Genomic DNA, 17,433 nt, shown 5'->3' on the forward strand with positions numbered 1-17,433 from the left:
GGCGGGCGCCCCCGGGTGCCCGCCTCGGCGCGTTTGTGGGGCTCAGCCCACGCGGCGGCCCTTCCAGGCGACGGCGCCGGCGCGGTGGACGCGGGCGGAGTCGAGCTGGAGCGCGGCGCCGAGCGCGAGCGTGAGCGGCGCGAGCGCGCTGACCCACAACGGAAACCGCCCGGCCCGGTCGATCGCCAGCTTGATGCCGACCAAGCTCGCGAGCGCCCACAGCCCGGCCGCCCCGCCGAGCCACAAGACACTGGGGAGGACCCACGACACGGCGTAGAGCACGAAGAAGATCACGAACCCGGCCGTGATCGGCTGGCCGGGCCGGCCGCCCGCCAGCAGGGCCGCGTTCTTCTGGAAGCCCGCCCAGGCCTCGCCGAACGTCCGGTACATGGTCACGGCGACCTCGCCGGACAGGTCCTCGAACCACAGCCGGACGCCGGAGCGCTTGAGGTACCGTCCGATCTGGACGTCCTCGAGCACCTCGGCGGCGACGGCTTGGTGCGGCGCGAGCCGGGCGTAGTCGGCGGCGCCGAGCACCCAGATCTGGCCGTTGAGCGCGCTCAGCGACGGGGCGGCCGTGCGGGGGACGAGCGGGACGGGCAGGGCCGCGAGGACAGCGAAGGGGACGAGCGAGGTCATCAGGGCCGCCGGGCCCCGGTCGAGGTAGCGGGGCAAGCCCGTCAGCGCCGTGCCGGCGCCGCCGCGCGCGACGTGGCGGCCGACGAGCCGGGCGAGCGCGCCGTCGTCAGTCAGCTGAGCGTCGGCGTCCAGAAAGACGTAGACGTCGCCCGTCGCCCGCTTGGCGGCCTGATAGAGCGCGTGCGGCTTGCCCACCCATCCGGCGGGCGGGCCGGATCCGCGCACGGCGACGAGTCGGTCGTCGGCGTGCGCCTGGAGCACGTCCCACGTTCCGTCCTCGCTGGCGTCGTCGACCACGACGATCTGGAGGTCGATGCCGCGCTGGGCGAGCAGGGTGGGCAAGAGCGTGGCGAGGTTGCCTTCCTCGTTCCGCGCGGGGACGAGGACGCTCACCGACGGGATCGTGGCGGGCATCGCCAGCCGTCGCCCGTACGCGAACGCGAGCAAGTTGACGACCTCGACGACGGCCACGCCGAAGTGGATCGCCAGGACCGCGAGCAGGAGGGCTTGCCAGAGTCCGGTCACGGAGGGTCGACCAGAAACTGGCGGAAGAGGCGGGGCGGGCGGCGCGCCAGCAGGGCGCTGCGCAGGCGGTCGCCGGCGCCGGGGTCGAGGCGGCGGACGGCCATCCAGATCCAGACCTCGGCCTCGAACGGGTGGATGCCGGGCACGCCGCGGCGGCCCAGGCGGCCCCGGAGCTGCTCGAACGTCTCGCGCGCGGCGCGGACGTCGCCGCCGAACACGCGGGGCTTGTAGTAGAGGCCCTGCCCCTTGACCAGCAGGGCGTACGGCTCGGCGGGGTCGCGGGCGAGCGCGAGGTCGAGGATGCGCTCGGAGCGGCGGCCATACGTCGGGAGGTGCCAGGCCGGCCCGGCGGCGGCGCGGTACGCCCACAGCGCCGAGATCAGCGCCAGCTCGCGGGCGGACGTGACGCCGGCCTCCGTGGGGATGTCGTCGAGGTAGCGCTCGTCGAGCGTCATCGGGTACAGCCGGTAGCGGCACAGCAGCCGCTCCTCGCGCGTGCGCGCGCCCCGGTGCAGCCGCTCGACGGCCGAGGTGTCCTGGCGGGCGTAGTAAATCGCCAGCGAGTCGCGGACGGGCGACGGCGGGGCGGTCGCCGCAGGGGCGGCGGGGCTGGCGCTGGCGGGGAGGCTCAGCAGCAGCCCGAGCAGGAGGGCGGTCATCGCGGGAGGGGGGACGCGCGAGCGGAACGGGAAGCTAGCGGGCGGACGTGTGGAGGGGGGGGCGGGGACGGCGGAGGGTTGGGGCGGGCGGCTACTCTCGACTCCCGAACGTCAGGCGCTCAAAAAAGGGCGCGAGCCGCGACAGGTCCCATCGCTCGTCGGCGCCGGGGCGGCCGTCGAGGAGCACGCGGGCGTCGTTCGCCAGGTCCTCGGGGCGCGTCGCTCGCGCGAGGTCGAGCATCACCGCCAGCCGGGCGGGCTCGTCGCCGTCGGGCCGGTGCGCGTCGCCGACGGCGAGCACGGCGGTCGGGCGGCTCTCGCCCCACCACGAGGTCGTGATCCCGACCGGCACGAACTGCGCGTCGTCGGGGAGCACGCGGGCCAGGCGCGGGAGGTCGGTGGCGAACGGGCCCAGGCCGTCCTCGGGCACGCGCATCTTGCCCTCGGGGTACAGGTACAGCGCGGTTTGGGGGTCGTCGGTCATCCGGCGCGCGGTCTCCCGGATGGTCCGCATCCGACGGCGGGCGTCGCCGTCGGGGAAGGGGAGGGCGCCGACGGGGCCGAAAAGGGGCGCGCGGTCCCAGGCCTCCATCCAGACCACCATCGGGCGGCGCCAGACCCGGGTCGTGAGGTGCCACAGCAGGAAGCTGTCGGGGTAGACGTGGTGGTTGGCGTAGAGCACGAGCGGCCGGCCGGGGGCGGGGTCGTCGGCCCCGACGCCGACGACGCGGCGCAGGGCCGCCAGCTCGCCCCGGATCGAGCGCTCGGCGAACCGGCGCGCCAGCCGGGCACCCCAGCCGTCGGGCCGGGCACTCATGCCGTCAGCCCGTCGCGGCGGCGGGCGTAGCCGTCGCGCGCGAGCGCGGCCAGCTTGCGGGGGAGCGGGACGGCGGCGCGCTGCGACAGGTTGTCGTAGCCGTTCGCACGGACGCCGTTGAGGAACTCGCGGTACATCCGCGAGGCGCTGCGGATGCCCCAGCGCGCCCGGCGGCGGAGCGCGCCGATGCCCCGGCCGCCCTCGTCGTAGAGCCGCTCGGCGTCGCCCATCAGGGACTCCACGAGCTCGGCGTAGGCGTCGGGCACGGGCGGGGCGGCGGCCACGAGCGCGCCGATGTCGAGCCCGCGCGCGGCGAGGTCGGCGGCGGGGAGGTAGCAGCGGCCCAGGTCGCGCCAGTCTTCGCCCACGTCGCGGAGCACGTTCGTGATCTGCATGGCATTCCCCATCGCTCGCGCCGGGGCGTCGAGGCGGGCGCGGTCGGCGCCGTCGCGGACCAGGAACGGCAGCATCGCGGCGCCGACGGACCCGGCGACGAGGTCGGCGTACGCGAGCAGGTCGGCGCGCGTCTCGACCGGCCGGCCGCGCAGGTCCCACCGGGCGCCGTCGAGCAGCTGGCGGAGCGGGTGGGGGTCGAGGCGGTAGCGGGCGTGGACGTCGGAAAACCGGCGCCACAGGAGCGCGTGCTCGCCGTCGGGGGGGCGCCCGGCGAGCGCGCCGTCGAGCCCGGCCTCGAGCGCGTCGACCTCCGCGAGCGCGGCGCCCGCGCCGATCTCGGCCGAGCGCTCGTCGGCGAGCGTGTCGACGGTCCGGCAGTAGTGGTAGAGGACGGCGACGGGGAGCTGGACCGGGCGGGGGAGCAGCCGCGTCGCGAGCGAGAACGTCCGGCTGTGGTGGCGGAAGGACCGGCGGAAAAAGCGGTCCTGCTCGCGCGGCGACCCGCCGACCGGCGGGGGCGTCGGGGCGACGAAGGCGGCCGAGGCGGGCGGCCCGGTCACGACGCCGCCAGCGACCACGGCGTCCGCCAGCGGACCGCCGCGAGCGCGGCACCGAGGGCCCCCAGCCCGATCACCCCGGCGACGGGCAGGCCGTAGAGCAGGCAGATCGAGATGGGGAAGAAGACGTTCAGCGCGTACGCGATCGGCGCCCATCGACGCGTCAGACTCGTCGCGGCCGGCTTCAGCCCCCCGAGCACTTCGAACGCGAACGCGATCGCGACGGAGGTGACCGCCCAGCCGATCCAGTTCACCCACGGCATCCCGAAAAAGGCGCCGCCGCCGGGGTACTCCCAGAACACGAACGTCCCGCCGCCCTGGTTCATCGCCGGGTCGAGCGAGACGTCCCAGACGATCATCAGCGCGGCCGTCGCCAGCGCGCGGCCGACGCGCGACGACGAGATCCGGCCCCCGAGGTCGAAGCTCAGCAGCCCGAGCGCATACCACGACGTGGGGATGAAGTACGGCACGTCGCCCAGGATCTTGGCGCCCAGGCGGTCGGTGTAGAGGTACTCCCCGAACGGGATGCCCGTGTTCGTGCCGAGCAGCTCGGCGCCCGCCCCGATCACGCTGGCGGCGACGACGAACAGGATCGAGCGGCGCGGCCCGAGCACGTCCCAGTACAGCGCGAGCGTGACGACCGGCAGCAGGGCCATGTACGTCCACGTCGGGGCCGCGACGAGCGTGTCGTAGTAGGGCAGGAAAAAGTCGCGGACGGGGCCGATAAACAGCGACAGCGTCCCCAGGATGGCGAACGCGATGGTCGCGGCGAAGACGCCGATGGCGAGGTGGAAGGCGCGCGTGGAGGTCAAGGGCGGTCGACAGGGGAGGGGCCTGCCGGACGGCGCTACCATCGTTCGCGTTCCACCCCATGCCCGTGATCGCCGTTCGCCCCCCTGAGTTCGCCCCCCGCCTCGAGTACGCGGCCCTTCTGCTGACGGCCGACTGGGTCGTCTTGGCCGACACGTTTGCGTTCAGCCGGCAGGGCGGCCACAACCGGACGCGGATCGGGACCGGGCAGGGCCCGCAGTGGCTCACCGTTCCCCGACGCCACGGCGGCGTCGGCGTCCCGATGACAGAGGTGCCCGTGGTCGACGACGGCTGGCGGCGGCAGCACCGCGCGGCGCTGCGCGCGGCGTACGGGCGGGCGGCGTTCTACGAGCACGTCGCGCCCGAGTGGGCGGCGGTGCTGGAGACGCAAGGATCACTCGCGGATCTCGCCGTGGCGTCGGTCCGGTTCGCGGCGCGGTGGCTGCGCGCCGACGCCGAAATCGTCCGGGCGTCGGCGCTGCCGGGGGCGCCGGACACGCTGGCGGCGGTGCTTGCGCACGCCGACGGCGAGACGTTGCTCACGCTGCCCGAGTCGGCCGGGCGCGACGCCGAGGCCGCCGGAGCGGTCGCTGTGCTCCGGTTCACCGAGCGCCCACGTCGGCAGAGCCACGACGGGTGGACGCCCGGGCTCGGCGTTCTCGACCTGCTGATGGCGCACGGCCCCGCTGCCGCCGATGTGTTGCGCGCAGGGATCGACGGGGTGACTCGGTAGACTGACCCGTTATTGCAATCCCCCGGCGGTGACGTACGCGGTGTCCGCGCCAGCAGGGGAGGGGCCCGGGTTCGCCCGCTCGCGCTCGGGGTAGCTTGCGGGCCCCCCGACGCCCGCCGTGCCCGACGCCTTCCCCGACCTCGGGGCCCTCCCGTTCCGCCGCCGCCGCGATGCCGGGGACGTGCTCCGCGAGACGGTCGGCTTTCTCCGGGCGACCGCGCGCGAGCTGGGCCGGGCGTACCTCGCCGTCGTGGCGCCCGTCGCACTCGCGTCCGGGCTGGCGGCGGGGCTGTACCTCGCCCAGGTTGGCGACGCGTTCCTGGACCCGGCGGCGCTCGAAGCCGACCCGTCGGCGATCCTGACGCCCGCGTACTGGGGCGTGGTGCTGTTCGGGCTGCTGGGCTCGGCCGTGAGCGTGGCGGCGGCGGCGGGCTACGTCCGCCTCTACCGCGCCGGGCACGCGGGCGACGTGACCGCGGCGGCGCTGTGGGACGAGACGCGCGCGCTGCTCCTGCCGATGCTGGCGCTGGCGCTGGCCTACTCCATCGGGCTCGGCGCGACGACGGCGCTGTGGTCGGTCCCCGTCGTGGGGCCGCTGGCGTGGCTGGCGCTCGCCGTGTGGTCGGTGCCGTACGTGGCCATCGCGATGGCCGCCCGCGCGCTCGACGCCGAGACGCTCGGGGAGGCGTGGCACCGCTCGCGGGCCCTCGTCGCGGGGGCGTGGTGGGTCACGTTCCGGTCGCTGCTGCTGGTGGCGGTGATGTTCTACCTCGCGGTCATTGTCGCTGTCGTTCCGCTGCTGATCGTCGCGTCGGCACTCGGGGCCGGGCCCCTCGCGCTGGCGCCGCTACAGGTGGTCGTCTTCGCCGGGTACCTCCTCCCATATATGGCCGCGTTTATGGTCCACGGGTCGCTGTCGGCCCGCGCGGCGGCGGCCGCCGACGACCCGCGCCGGAGTGCCGCGTGATTACCCGTGTCCGCGCCGGTCACCGGGGGGCGTGGGATGCGTGTACTAGTGGTGAGGTGCCCGAAGATCGTGGCGTAAGCGTCCGTCCTACACGGCGTTCGGTTCACGGTTACTTCACGGAAGGAGGTAAACGCGACGCCATGTGCGGGGATGGGCTCGGAAGGGGCACTCGGAAGGGCCCTGGGACCTGAGGATCGGGTGAGGCTTCGTGTGAATGAACCGTTGGGGTTGTGTGAACGGGGCATGTGCCTCTACCGTGAATCCCATGGCCCCGGCGACCCCCCGCCGCGGATTCCCACCACACCCCCCTCTTCCATGACCCTTGGATTCTCACGCCACGCGGTGGCGTTCCTGCTCGCGCTCGCGCTCGTCGGGCTGGCCCCGTCGGCGGCGGCCCAGAGCGCCGCGCTGACCGACGCCTTCGACGCCCTCGAGCGCGTCGAGATGGACCCGACGACCGACGCGCCCATCTTCCTGGCCGGTGACCTCGGCGCCGTCACGCCCGCGAGCGCCCCGCAGTTCTTTATCGCGCACGCCGCCGCCTTCGGGTTTTCGACCGCACCCGACGTGCGGGTCACGCGCGTCGAGACCGACGATCTCGGGCTGACGCACGTCCGGGTGCACCAGATGGTCGACGGCACGCCCGTCTGGGGCGCCGAGAGCGCGCTCCACATCGGCCGCGACGGCCGGGCCTACGCCTGGGGCGGCACGCTCCTGCCCGACGCCGACGTGGCGCGCGGGATGGACCTCGGCCGCACCTCGGCCCTCGCCGCCGCCCGCGCCGACCTTGGCGACGTCCGCTACCGCGCGTCGGTGCCCGCCGACGCGCTCGGCGAGGCCATCGACTGGACGCCGACCGCGGAGGCCGTCGTCTTCCCGCACAACGGCGGCTTCGCCCGCGCTTACCACGTCCGCCTGTTCGTCGACGCCCCGACGCCGGCGAACTGGGAGGTCTTCGTGGACGCCGCGACGGGCACGGTCCTCCACAAGTTCAACTCGCTCCACACCGCCGGTCACGGCGCCACGACGGCGACGGCCACCGGCGGCGCGCCGTTCGTGACCGCGGCCGGCGCGGCCGGGCCCACGACAGGCACCGGGACGAGCCTCTACGAGGGGACCAAGACGATCCCGACCTACCTCTCGGGCTCGACCTACTACCTCTACGACACCACGCGCGGCCCGTCCTACATCCGGACGATGACCGGCAACAATGGGACCTCGCTCCCGGGCTCGTACGTGACCGACTCGAACAACAACTTCTCGGCGACCAACCAGCGCGCGGCCGTGAGCGCCCACTACGGCGCCGTCACCACGTTCGACTACTACAAGAACACGCACGGCCGGAGCAGCTACAACGGCGCGAACGCGAGCATCACGAGCACCGTCAACCACCAGAGCAACTACAACAACGCGTTCTGGAACGGCGCGCAGATGGTCTACGGCGACGGCGACGGCGTCACGTTCAGCCCGCTCGTCGAGCTCGACATCGTGGCGCACGAGCTGACGCACGCCGTGACCGGCTCGTCGGCCGGGCTGATTTACCAGAACGAGTCGGGCGCGCTCAACGAGGCCGTGAGCGACATCATGGCCGTCATGGTCGACCGGAACGACTACACGGTCGGGGAGCAGAGCTACACGCCGGGCACGCCGGGCGACGCGCTGCGCAACATCCAGAACCCGCCCGCTGGCGACCAGCCGGACCACTACGCCGACCGCTACACCGGGACGGGCGACAACGGCGGCGTCCACATCAACTCGGGCATCGCCAACAAGCAGGCGTACCTGATGATCGCCGGCGGCACCTTCCGGGGCGTCACGACGACGGCGATCGGGCGGAGCGCCACGGAGAAGATCTGGTACCGCGCGCTGACGGTCTACTTCACGCAGTCGACCAACTTCGCGGGCGCCCGCCAGGGCACGCTGTCGGCCGCCGCGGACCTCTACGGGACCGGCTCGACGCAGTACAACGCGGTCGCCGATGCCTGGGCCGCGGTCGGCGTCGGCTCGGCGTCGGGCGGCGGCGGCGGTACGGGCGGCGGCACGCCGGAGTGGCGCTACGAGACGGCCAACGCTCAAAGCCCGCACCCGTACCCCAACAACTACAACAACACCAAGACGTACTCGAAGCCGGGCGCCGACCGCGTGGCGATGTACTTCGAGCAGTTCGACACCGAGGCGAACTACGACTTCGTCTACATCAAGGACGCGAACGGGACGACGCGTGCGACCTACACCGGCAACAAGGCCGCGTTCTGGGCCGTCGTCGACGGGTCCGCGATCTCGGCGAACCTGGTGACGGACTACTCGGTCCAGCGCTACGGCTACCGAATCACGCAGGTGGCCTACTTCTCGGACCGCGCGCTGCTGGTGGCCGACACGAACCCGGTCCTGGGCTACGTCCCCGAGGCCCCCGCCAGCGACGTGCTGGACCCGCTGGCGCTCGGCAAGGCCGAGGTCGCCGAGCTGGCCCTCGCGGTCGGGCCGAACCCGGCGCGGAGCGAGGCGACGATCCTGGTCGACATGCCCCAAGCCGGCCTGGCGCGCGTCGTCGTGCTGGACCTGCTGGGCCGCGAGGTCTCGGTGCCCCACACGGGGACGCTGGACGCGGGCCGCACGCCGGTCCCCGTCGCCGTCGAGGCGCTGCCGGCGGGCGTCTACGTGATCGTGCTCGACGCGGACGGCCGCCGTCTGACCGAGCGCTTCACCGTTGTCCGCTAGCCACCCGCGGACGACTTCGGGGTGACCACCACCGCCCTGGCACTCGGGGCCTCCGTCTTCGGACGGGGGCCCCGTTTTCTGGGTCTCGCCGGCGCCCACGCCGCGCCAGCGGGGGCGGTCAACTGCCGAGCGGGTCGGCGGGGACCGCGAGGTGGGCGTGGCGGTCGAAGACGCCGAGCGCGTGGAGGCTGTCGAGCGTCGTCGTGGCGGCGGGGTTGCCGATCCGGGCCTGCTCGCGCAGGCTGGCGAGCACGCGGCCGCTGTAGTCGAAGAGCGGGGCACTCTCCGCGAACCCGGACGCGAGGGCGCGGGCGCGGCACGCCTCGGTCACGTCGATCTCGGCCGCGACGGTGACCGCGGCGCCGGGCGGGGTGTCGCGGGACTCGGCCCAGAACCGGAAGACGCAGGCTTGCGGGTCGCCCGCGTCGGCGGCGGCGTCGAGGTGGGCGCGGTAGGCGCCGTCGTCGTCCAAGCGCTGGGCGAGGAAGGCCAGCCGCAGGCGCTGGTCGTCGTCGACGCGGGCGTCGAGGCGGTCGTAGATGGCGCGGGCGGAGTCGAGGCCGCCGGTGGGGTACCGCCACTCGCCGTCGATGTGCTGCCGGACGAGGTAGCCGTCGGCGAGGCGGAAGAGGGCGTCGGCGTCGCCTGCGTCGGCGCGCCGGCGGACGGTGTCCACGTAGCGCGCCTGGGTGATGGGCCCGCTCCAAGGCATCGTGCGGATCGGGAGGTGGACGCTGCCGCCTTCGCGCCAGCCGGCCTGGAGGTAGCCGCGCCCGTAGGCGTCGGACAGCCAGCCCAGGGCGTCGAGGTCGCCGTGCGCGGCGGCGTCTTGCAAGAGCGCGAGCGCGGTGTCGGCGTCGCCGGCCTCCAGGGCCTCGGCGTACCCCTCGGGCCCGTCGCCGTGCGTGCCGATGGGCGTGCCGAGTGGGATGGGCGTGTCCGGAGAGAGCGGCCACGAGCATCCAGCGAGCAGGGCGGCCAGGAGGAGAACGCGAGACATGGCGTGCGATGGGGGGACAGATCCGGTATCGGGACGGGCGCCCGCAGGTGACGCGGCGGCGGTATGGGCGGCCGGGGCGTCGCGTCGGCGTGTCGCTAGCGCGGAGTGTCGGGCACATCGCGCGCGCGCCTTCGTCCACCGGGCCCCGACTCCCGCGCCGATGAACCGCCTCGCCGACACCAACAGCCCGTACCTCCTGCAGCACGCGACGAACCCCGTCGACTGGTGGCCGTGGACGGACGCGGCGTTCGAGGAGGCCCGGCGCCGGAACGTGCCCGTCTTCCTGTCGATCGGGTATGCGACGTGCCACTGGTGCCACGTGATGGAGCACGAGTCGTTCGAGGACGCGGAGACCGCGCGCGCGCTCAACCACGCCTTCGTCCCGATCAAGGTGGACCGCGAGGAGCGGCCCGACGTCGACGGGGTCTACATGGCGGCGGCGCTGGCGGCGACGGGGCGCGGGGGGTGGCCGCTGACGGCGCTGCTCACGCCCGACACGCGCGAGCCGTTCTGGGTGGGGACGTACCTGCCGCGCGAGAGCCGGGGCGGGCGGATGGGCGTCCGCGAGCTGGCGGCGACCGTCGCGCGGTTCTGGGCCGAGAACGCCGACGGCGTGCGCGAGTCGGCCGCGAGCCTGACGGCCGCGGTGCGCCAGCTGGCGACGGCCGCGCCGGGCGACGCGCTCGGCGAGGCGGACGTCGCGGCGACGGCGGCCGCGCTGCTGGAGCGGTTCGACGCCGGCTTCGGCGGGTTCGGGATGGCGCCCAAGTTTCCGACCCCGCACCATTCGTTGTTTCTGATCCGGCGGGCGGCCGTCACCAGCGACGAGGACTTGCTGGCCGTCGCCGTGGCGTCGCTCCGGGCGATCCGCCGCGGCGGGGTCTACGACCAGGTCGGCGGCGGGCTGCACCGCTACTCGACCGACCGGGCGTGGCTGCTGCCCCACTTCGAGAAGATGCTCTACGACCAGGCCGGCTACGCGATCGCCTGTGCCGAGGCGTGGGCGGCGACCGGCGCCGGCGACGTGCGCGAGGCGGCCGAGACGACGCTGGCCTACGTGCTCCGCGACCTCCGGGGCGACCACGGCGCCTTCCACGCCGCCGAGGACGCCGACTCGCTCGACGCCGACGGCCACCGCGAGGAGGGCGCCTTCTACGTCTGGACGACGGCCGAGCTGGCGGCCGTGCTCGGCCCCGACGACGCGGCACTCGCGGCGTCTGTCTGGGGCGCGACCGACGCGGGCAACTACCTCGACGAGGCGACGCGCCAGCGGACCGGCGCGAACGTGCTCCACCTCCCGGCGCCGGATCTTTCGGCGGAGGACCCGCTGGCGGATGCCGCCGCCGCGCTCGGGCTCGACTCGGCCGATCTCGAGGACCGGCTCGCCAGCATCCGCGAGCGCCTGCTGGTGGTCCGCAGTGAGCGCCCGCGGCCCCTCCTCGACGACAAGGTGCTGACCGACTGGAACGGCTTCGCGATCGCCGCTTTCGCGGTCGCCGCGCGCGCGTTCGGCCGCGAGGACTACGCGGCCGTGGCCACCGAGGCGGCGACGGTCGTGCTCCGCGAGCTGCGCACCGAGGCCGGCGACCTGCTCCACCGCTGGCGCGACGGCGACGCCGGCATCGACGGGCTGCTCGATGACTACGCGTACCTCGTGTGGGGGCTCGTCGAGCTGTACCAGACGACGTTCGACGAGACCTGGCTGGCGACGGCGCTCGACCTCCACGGCCGGATGCGAGTGCGCTTCGAGGACCCCGACGGCGGCTACTTCGTGTCGCCCGCGGACGCGCCCGACCTGCTCGTCCGCCAGCGCGCCCCGGACGACGGGGCGATGCCGGCCGGCGCGAGCGTGGCCGCGCTCAACGGCCTGCGGCTGGCGGCGCTGACCGGGGACGAAGACCTGCGCGAGGCGGCGCTCCGGGCGCTCCGGGCGCCTGAGGTGGTCCGCCAGCACCCGTCGGGCTTTACGCACCTGATGGCGGCGGCGGCCTTCGCGGCGGGCCCGTCCCAGGAGGTCGTGATCGCCGGGGATCGGGGCGCGAGCGACACGGCGGCGATGGTCGACGCGGTCCGGTCCGTGTACGCCCCGCACGCGGTCGTGGCGCTGCGGACGCCGGGGACGGGGGAGGCGCCGCTGTCCACGCTGGCGCCGTTTGTCGCGGAGCAGACGGCGATCGACGGGGCGGCGACGGCCTACGTCTGCGAGCGGCACGCCTGCCAGGCGCCGACGACGGAGCCAGAGCCCGCGGCCCAGACGCTGGCGGCGAGCGTCGGCCGCTAGTTGACCTCGACCATCACCTCGACGTCGCGCTCGATCTGGCGCGCGGCGTCGCGGTGGTGCTGGCGGAGCTCGCGGCGCGTCTCGTGGGCGTGCCGGTGCGCGTGGTGCTGGTGGTGGACGCGCTCGACGCGGTGCTCGTGGTGGTGGCGGGCCACCTTGCGGAGCTGGCGGACGGCGACCGTCACGAACAGGATGATCAGGAGCGGGACGGCGACGCGCTCGAACGTGCGGTTGCGGGACAGCGGGCTGCGGGCCATGACGACAGGGGGGAGGAGCGCGATCGGAACGGGCGACCGGCGCGCTACGTCTGCCCGGCTCTCAGGTTGCGCCGTGCCCGACCCGCTCCCCCCGTCCTACTTTGCCCGCCCGACGCTGGAGGTCGCCCGCGACTTGCTCGGCGCACTCCTCGTCTACGACTCGCCCGACGACGGCCGGCTGGCGGGGCGTATCGTCGAGACCGAGGCGTACCTCGAGGACGACCCCGCGATGCACGGCTGGAAGGCGGTCTTCGGGACCGACGGCCGCGTCCAAGAGGCGGGCCGGGCGGCCGGGCTCTTCGCGCCGCCGGGCACGGCCTACGTCTACAAGATCTACGGCGCGCACTGGCTGCTTAACGTGGTAACGGAGCCCGAGGGGACGGCGGGCGCCGTGCTGATCCGGGCCGTCGAGCCGGTCGAGGGCGAGGCGGCGATGGCGGCGAACCGGCCCCCGTCCGTCCGCCGTCGGCGCGACCTGACGAACGGGCCGGGCAAGCTGACGCAAGCGATGGGGCTGAGCGAGGCGCCCGACGCCGTCCGGAGCCGGTTCCATCAGACCAATCTCACGACGCCGCCGCTGTTCTTCGCGGCGGGCGACGCGGTGCCGGACGCGGCCGTCGCGAAGACCTCGCGCATCGGCATCTCGCGCGGCATCGACCTCGACTACCGGTTCGTCGTCGCCGACAGCCCGTTCGTGTCGCCGGGCGTCCCGAGCGACCTCCGCGTCGCCCGCAAGACGCACCGCCGCTAGCGCGGGCGCTAGATCACCGTGCCGTCGGGCAGGATGGCGTTCTTGGGCAGCACGATCACGCCGTCGCGGATGTACCAGCCGTCGCCGTCGGCCTCCTGGACGCCGTCGGCGTTCGTGATCCGGCAGTCGGCGCCGATCTGGACGTTCTTGTCGATGATGGCGCCCTCGACGACGCTGTTGGGCCCGACGCCCGGGTGCGGCGGCGGGTCCACGCCGGGCCGCTTGCTGGCGTCGCGCCAGGGGTGGTAGTCGGCGCCCAGCATGACGACGCGGCGGAGCACGGCGCCACCCGAGATGAACGACCGGATCCCCACGACGGAGTCCTCGATGGTCGCCTCGGTGACGACCGACGCCTCGGCGATCATCGCGTTGCGAAGCGTCGCGTTCTGGATCTTGGCCGGCGGCAGCATCCGGGCGTTCGAGTAGATCGGCGCCTCCTCGTCGTAGAGGTCGAACGCGGGGTCGGGCTGCGCGAGCGCGAGCGTGGCCTCGTAGAACGAGCGGACCGTCCCGATGTCGGACCAGTAGCCCGTGAAGGGGTAGCTGGCGACCCGGCGCCCGGCAATCGCGGACGGGATGATCTCCTTGCCGAAGTCCTTCTGGTCGGGGTCGGCCGCGAGCACCTCGCGGAGCACGCCGCGCTCGAACATGTAGATGCCCATCGAGGCGAGGTAGACCCGACCCTCAGCCTTCATCGCGGCCGAGACCGGGCTCTCCAGGCCGTCGAGCTGGTCGCGCGCCGGCTTCTCGTGGAACTCGGTGATGATGCCGTTCGCGTCCGTCTTCAGGATGCCGAAGGCCGGCGCGTCGTCGGCCGTCACCGGGATCGTGGCGACGGTGAGGTCGGCGCGCATCGAGCGGTGGTGGTCCGAGAACGTGTTGAAGTCCATCCGGTAGAGCTGGTCGCCCGACAGGATGAGCACGCGGCGGTGCGGGTACGCGTTGATGTGCGGCTGGCACTGGCGGACGGCGTCGGCCGTCCCCTGAAACCACTCGTGCGAGTCCGGGGTCTGCTCGGCCGCCAGGACGGTCACGAACCCGCGCCCAAACCGGTCGAAGCGGTACGCCCGGGCGACGTGGCGGTTGAGGCTGGCCGAGTTGTACTGGGTCACCACAAACATCCGCATCAGCTCGCTGTTGACGCAGTTCGAGATCGGGATGTCGATGAGCCGGTACTTGCCCGCGAGCGGGACGGCGGGCTTCGAGCGGTGGTGGGTGAGCGGGAAGAGCCGGGTCCCGGCGCCGCCTCCGAGGATGACGGCCAGCGTGTCGGTCATGGGGGCGGGGAGTCGGAGGGGGGCGGAGGGCAGGCTAAGAAGATGTGGGCGCCGGGATTGATCCCAACCGCAAAGGGGGCGGCCGAATCGCCGGCGCCATCGATCTCGGGTTGTCTCGCTTCGGCGTCCTCAGCCGTCTCGGACGGTGCCTGACCCTTCAAACGTTTCATCCTGAGCGGAGCCGCGCAGCAGCGGAGTCGAACGCGAAGCGTCGGCGCAGCCAAGGATCTCCGTCGCGCACCGCCCGGCTACTAGCGCGGACTCGGCAGTGTGCTCGGCTGAGATCCTTCGACTCGCTGCGCTCGCTCAGAGACTGTTTGGGGAATGGCGCAAGCCCTCCAAAGGCGTCCCCTCTCCCACTGGGAGAGGGACAACGCGCAGCGTCGGCGCAGCCAGGGTGAGGGGCGATGGGCCGCGAAGGTGCCATCCGAACACCGCCGGATGGATCCCCGCCTGCGCGGGGATGACTCATTTGCAGGGGAATCGGCTTCCCGAAACAGTCTTCAGGATGACAATGTGGGGCGGGTCTGGACATACCCCAACGCCCCTGCTCGCGCGAGACGGGGGCCGCCACCGCCTGCTGGCGTCATGGCACCGGCTTACCGCACGCCGTCGTACAGCGCCGCGTACGCCTGCGCCGAGCTGGCCCACGAGTGGTCCGCGCGCATCCCGTTCTGCTGCACCCGGGCGCGCGCGTCCGCGTCGAGGGCGAGGGCGTGGTCGACGGCATCCGCGAAGGCGTCGCCGGTGAAGGCGTCGAAGCGGAGCCCCGTCCCCGTTGTCCCGTCCCAGGGCTCGACCGTGTCGCGCAGGCCGCCGACGGCGTGGACGATCGGGACGGCCCCGTAGCGCATCGCGTAGAGCTGGCCGAGCCCGCACGGCTCCTGCTTCGAGGGCATCAGGAAAAAGTCGCCCGCGCCGTAGAGGCGGTGCGCGAGCGCCTCGTCGAAGGCGAGCGTGAGCGAGAACCGGCCGGCGGGCGCGGCCTCGGCCCGCTCGCGCAGCGCCGCCTCGTGCTCGGCGTAGCCCGACCCGAGCACGGCGACCGCCGCGTCCGTCCGGTCCAGGATCTGCGCCAGCCCCTCCGCGAGCACGGTCGCGCCTTTTTCCGGGGTGAGGCGGCCGACGAAGACGAGCAGAGGGCGGTCCGGGTCGAGGCCGAGGGTATGGCAGACGGCGCGCTTGGTGGTCGCCTTGCCGCCCAGGTCGTCTGCCGAAAAGGGGGCCGGGAGGTGCGGGTCGGTCGCCGGGTCCCAGAGCGCCTCGTCGACGCCGTTGACGATGCCGCTCAGCCGGTCGCCCGCCAGGCGGAACGCGTAGTCGAGCCCGTGCGAGGGCTCGGGCGAGGCCGCCAGCTCGCGGGCATACGTGGGGCTGACGGTCGTCACGCGGTCGGCGTGCTCGACGCCCGCCTTCAGGCTGTTGACGCGGCCGAGGTGGTCGAGCGAGGCGTGGTTCGGCACGGCGACGCCGACGTGGGCCCAGCGCGTCCACCCGATCTCGCCGTGGTGGTCGGCGCTGTGGACCGTGAACACGGTCGGCACGTCGCGGATCGCCGCGTTCGCGGGGTCGTGCGCCAGCAGGACCGGGATCAGCCCGCCGTGGTGGTCGTGGAGGTGGAGCACGTCGTCGCCATCGAAGGGCGTGTGCTCGGACCGGAGCCAGTCCAGCACCATCAGCTGGAAGACGAGGTAGCGCACGTCGCCGCGCGCGAACCACGCCTTGTCGGCGTCGCGGAAGTAGACGCCGTCGTCGCCGAAGTGCTCGGGCTCGTGGACCAGGTACAGCGGCACCACGGCGCCGTCGCCGGACATCGCCTCCGACCGGAACACCTCGAACGGAAACCACTCGCCTTCGAAATACACGACGCCGGTGTGGACCGACGCCAGCGCCCCCGCTTTCCCCGCCAGCCGCCCCTCGGGCCCCCCATAGAAGGGCATGACCACCGCCGACGCGACGCCGCTCGCGCTCAGCGCAGCGGGCAGCGCGCCGACGACGTCGGCCAGCCCGCCGACCTTGGCGAACGGGGCGCACTCGGCGGAGACGTGGAGGACGGGCATCGCGGGCGTCGAGAGAGGGGAGACCCCGAGCCTACGCACCCTGCCGGCGTCGTGCGCCGTCCGCCCCCGCTAGGGCTGGTCCGGAGGCGTGTACACGTTTCTAGCCCCCACGGCCGCGCCCACCGACGCGGTTAGCGCCGTGGTCGGCACGCCGGTGACGACGCCGACGACGAAGGCGGCGGCCGGGGGCGTAAACCAGTCGTTGCTCGGGTAGGTCACCAACGTGATGCCCGCGGCGACGGCGGCGAGGAGCACGCCGACGCCAGCGCCCTCCAGCGCGCCTCGGCCGTGGTGGCGAAACTGGATCCGGGCGACCTCGGCGGTCGGCGCCGAGCGGAGGTCGCCGGTCGCGGCGTCGAGCCAGGTCGTCACGTCGGGCGCCACGTGGAGGTGGCGGGCCGTGGTCGTCTCGCCGGACGCCAGCGCGAGCAGCGCCGCCTGGCGCTGGCCCTGGGCGTTGATCTCGGCGGCAGCCCCTGGCGACGTGGCGTCGAGCGAGCGGTTCGAGGTGCAGCCCGCGAGGAGCGCGGCCGCGAGCAGGATCGTGCGCATGGGGGCGGGGGAGACGGGCGCGCAACGTCGGCGCTGCCCGGCCCGAGCGCCTGATGCAATCGGACCACCGCACGCGAGCCGTCGAGGGCCCTGCCGTCCGTCTCGCCCGGGACGCACTCGGCGGAGGCCAGGGCTCGCGGGCGGGGTCGGGGAATCTCGCCAGCCTCGCCCCCCGGCGCTTGCGGAGATGTCCGGGTCAGACGGTCGGCTCTCCGGCCCGCTCACGTCAGCCCTCTCCTGAGCGGAGGAGGGTTGGCATCGACCGCCGTCCATCACTCGCCGTCATTCCCGCGCAGGCGGGCCCCCGCGAGGGAAGGCGCCAGCCAATCCAGAGTGACGAGCAGGAATGGGGTAGAGATCGGCGGATGGCTGCAGGGGGGTGCCGGGACAGGCTCGCGTTGTCCGGGGCGCATCGAATCGGCGGGGTTGTCTTT

Annotated in this window: 15 protein-coding genes; 5 read left to right on the forward strand and 10 right to left on the reverse strand. The window is 73.7% G+C overall.

The features are described from left to right. Positions 1-42: 42 nt before the first annotated feature. The 5 genes from ACLIRP_RS03630 to cruF form a co-directional block, all read right to left on the reverse strand. Positions 43-1,164 (reverse strand): glycosyltransferase family 2 protein, encoded by a 1,122-nt coding sequence (locus ACLIRP_RS03630; RefSeq protein WP_412062598.1) that lies wholly within the window; start codon positions 1,162-1,164, stop codon positions 43-45. Then, positions 1,161-1,823, reverse strand: a complete 663-nt coding sequence (locus ACLIRP_RS03635) for a hypothetical protein (protein ID WP_412062599.1) — start codon at positions 1,821-1,823, stop codon at positions 1,161-1,163. The genes ACLIRP_RS03630 and ACLIRP_RS03635 overlap by 4 nt, the downstream gene beginning before the upstream one ends. A gap of 91 nt (positions 1,824-1,914) precedes the next feature. Next, a complete protein-coding gene (locus ACLIRP_RS03640; protein WP_412062600.1) occupies positions 1,915-2,640 on the reverse strand; it encodes a 1-acyl-sn-glycerol-3-phosphate acyltransferase in 726 nt (241 codons plus the stop codon). Then, positions 2,637-3,596 carry a phytoene/squalene synthase family protein gene (locus ACLIRP_RS03645; RefSeq protein WP_412062601.1) on the reverse strand — a complete coding sequence of 320 codons (960 nt, stop codon included), beginning with the start codon at positions 3,594-3,596 and terminating at the stop codon, positions 2,637-2,639. The genes ACLIRP_RS03640 and ACLIRP_RS03645 overlap by 4 nt, the downstream gene beginning before the upstream one ends. Further along, the gene (gene cruF, locus ACLIRP_RS03650; RefSeq protein ID WP_412062602.1) at positions 3,593-4,405 is read right to left on the reverse strand and encodes a bisanhydrobacterioruberin hydratase CruF; all 813 of its coding nucleotides are present in this window, start codon (positions 4,403-4,405) and stop codon (positions 3,593-3,595) included. Before cruF ends, ACLIRP_RS03645 begins: the two co-directional genes overlap by 4 nt. A gap of 65 nt (positions 4,406-4,470) precedes the next feature. Between cruF and ACLIRP_RS03655 the strand changes: the two genes are divergently transcribed. From ACLIRP_RS03655 to ACLIRP_RS03665, 3 genes are all read left to right on the forward strand, one after another. Further along, positions 4,471-5,136, forward strand: coding sequence for a WbqC family protein (locus tag ACLIRP_RS03655; RefSeq protein WP_412062603.1), 666 nt, complete (start codon positions 4,471-4,473; stop codon positions 5,134-5,136). A gap of 118 nt (positions 5,137-5,254) precedes the next feature. Continuing rightward, on the forward strand, positions 5,255-6,103 hold the full coding sequence (locus ACLIRP_RS03660; RefSeq protein WP_412062604.1) for a hypothetical protein: 849 nt from the start codon (positions 5,255-5,257) through the stop codon (positions 6,101-6,103). Positions 6,104-6,418: 315 nt separating this feature from the next. Continuing rightward, positions 6,419-8,821, forward strand: a complete 2,403-nt coding sequence (locus tag ACLIRP_RS03665) for a M4 family metallopeptidase (protein WP_412062605.1) — start codon at positions 6,419-6,421, stop codon at positions 8,819-8,821. Positions 8,822-8,939: 118 nt separating this feature from the next. On the opposite strand, the gene ACLIRP_RS03670 is transcribed toward ACLIRP_RS03665, so the two are convergent. After that, entirely contained in the window at positions 8,940-9,821 is an 882-nt protein-coding gene (locus ACLIRP_RS03670) for a hypothetical protein (RefSeq protein ID WP_412062606.1), read from the reverse strand. Between the two features lie 160 nt (positions 9,822-9,981). Between ACLIRP_RS03670 and ACLIRP_RS03675 the strand changes: the two genes are divergently transcribed. Further along, entirely contained in the window at positions 9,982-12,102 is a 2,121-nt protein-coding gene (locus ACLIRP_RS03675; RefSeq protein ID WP_412062607.1) for a thioredoxin domain-containing protein, read from the forward strand. On the opposite strand, the gene ACLIRP_RS03680 is transcribed toward ACLIRP_RS03675, so the two are convergent. Then, positions 12,099-12,359 (reverse strand): hypothetical protein, encoded by a 261-nt coding sequence (locus ACLIRP_RS03680; RefSeq protein WP_412062608.1) that lies wholly within the window; start codon positions 12,357-12,359, stop codon positions 12,099-12,101. The two genes, ACLIRP_RS03675 and ACLIRP_RS03680, sit on opposite strands and share 4 nt — an antisense overlap. Before the next feature lie 73 nt (positions 12,360-12,432). On the opposite strand from ACLIRP_RS03680, the gene ACLIRP_RS03685 reads away from it, so the two are divergent. Further along, positions 12,433-13,110: a DNA-3-methyladenine glycosylase gene (locus ACLIRP_RS03685; protein ID WP_412062609.1), complete on the forward strand. Its 678-nt coding sequence runs from the start codon at positions 12,433-12,435 to the stop codon at positions 13,108-13,110. 8 nt (positions 13,111-13,118) lie between these two features. Here the strand turns inward: ACLIRP_RS03685 and ACLIRP_RS03690 are convergent, their stop codons facing one another. The 3 genes from ACLIRP_RS03690 to ACLIRP_RS03700 all read right to left on the reverse strand — a co-directional run bounded on the left by ACLIRP_RS03690 (position 13,119) and on the right by ACLIRP_RS03700 (position 16,999). Continuing rightward, positions 13,119-14,387, reverse strand: a complete 1,269-nt coding sequence (locus tag ACLIRP_RS03690; RefSeq protein WP_412062610.1) for a glucose-1-phosphate adenylyltransferase — start codon at positions 14,385-14,387, stop codon at positions 13,119-13,121. Between the two features lie 599 nt (positions 14,388-14,986). Beyond that, positions 14,987-16,447 carry a glycogen synthase gene (locus ACLIRP_RS03695; protein WP_412062611.1) on the reverse strand — a complete coding sequence of 487 codons (1,461 nt, stop codon included), beginning with the start codon at positions 16,445-16,447 and terminating at the stop codon, positions 14,987-14,989. A 69-nt stretch (positions 16,448-16,516) separates the two neighbouring features. Continuing rightward, the gene (locus ACLIRP_RS03700) at positions 16,517-16,999 is read right to left on the reverse strand and encodes a hypothetical protein (protein WP_412062612.1); all 483 of its coding nucleotides are present in this window, start codon (positions 16,997-16,999) and stop codon (positions 16,517-16,519) included. Between the last annotated feature and the right edge of the window lie 434 nt (positions 17,000-17,433).

This window comes from Rubrivirga halophila (assembly GCF_046845755.1).
Lineage (GTDB): Bacteria > Bacteroidota > Rhodothermia > Rhodothermales > Rubricoccaceae > Rubrivirga.

Excerpts from the sequence above, each read along its gene's own strand:
- ACLIRP_RS03675 (WP_412062607.1), top strand. The coding sequence starts at position 9,982 with ATGAACCGCCTCGCCGACACCAACAGCCCGTACCTCCTGCAGCACGCG.
- ACLIRP_RS03670 (WP_412062606.1), bottom strand. The coding sequence starts at position 9,821 with ATGTCTCGCGTTCTCCTCCTGGCCGCCCTGCTCGCTGGATGCTCGTGG.
- ACLIRP_RS03665 (WP_412062605.1), top strand. The coding sequence starts at position 6,419 with ATGACCCTTGGATTCTCACGCCACGCGGTGGCGTTCCTGCTCGCGCTC.
- ACLIRP_RS03700 (WP_412062612.1), bottom strand. The coding sequence starts at position 16,999 with ATGCGCACGATCCTGCTCGCGGCCGCGCTCCTCGCGGGCTGCACCTCG.
- ACLIRP_RS03640 (WP_412062600.1), bottom strand. The coding sequence starts at position 2,640 with ATGAGTGCCCGGCCCGACGGCTGGGGTGCCCGGCTGGCGCGCCGGTTC.
- ACLIRP_RS03695 (WP_412062611.1), bottom strand. The coding sequence starts at position 16,447 with ATGCCCGTCCTCCACGTCTCCGCCGAGTGCGCCCCGTTCGCCAAGGTC.
- ACLIRP_RS03690 (WP_412062610.1), bottom strand. The coding sequence starts at position 14,387 with ATGACCGACACGCTGGCCGTCATCCTCGGAGGCGGCGCCGGGACCCGG.
- ACLIRP_RS03635 (WP_412062599.1), bottom strand. The coding sequence starts at position 1,823 with ATGACCGCCCTCCTGCTCGGGCTGCTGCTGAGCCTCCCCGCCAGCGCC.
- ACLIRP_RS03680 (WP_412062608.1), bottom strand. The coding sequence starts at position 12,359 with ATGGCCCGCAGCCCGCTGTCCCGCAACCGCACGTTCGAGCGCGTCGCC.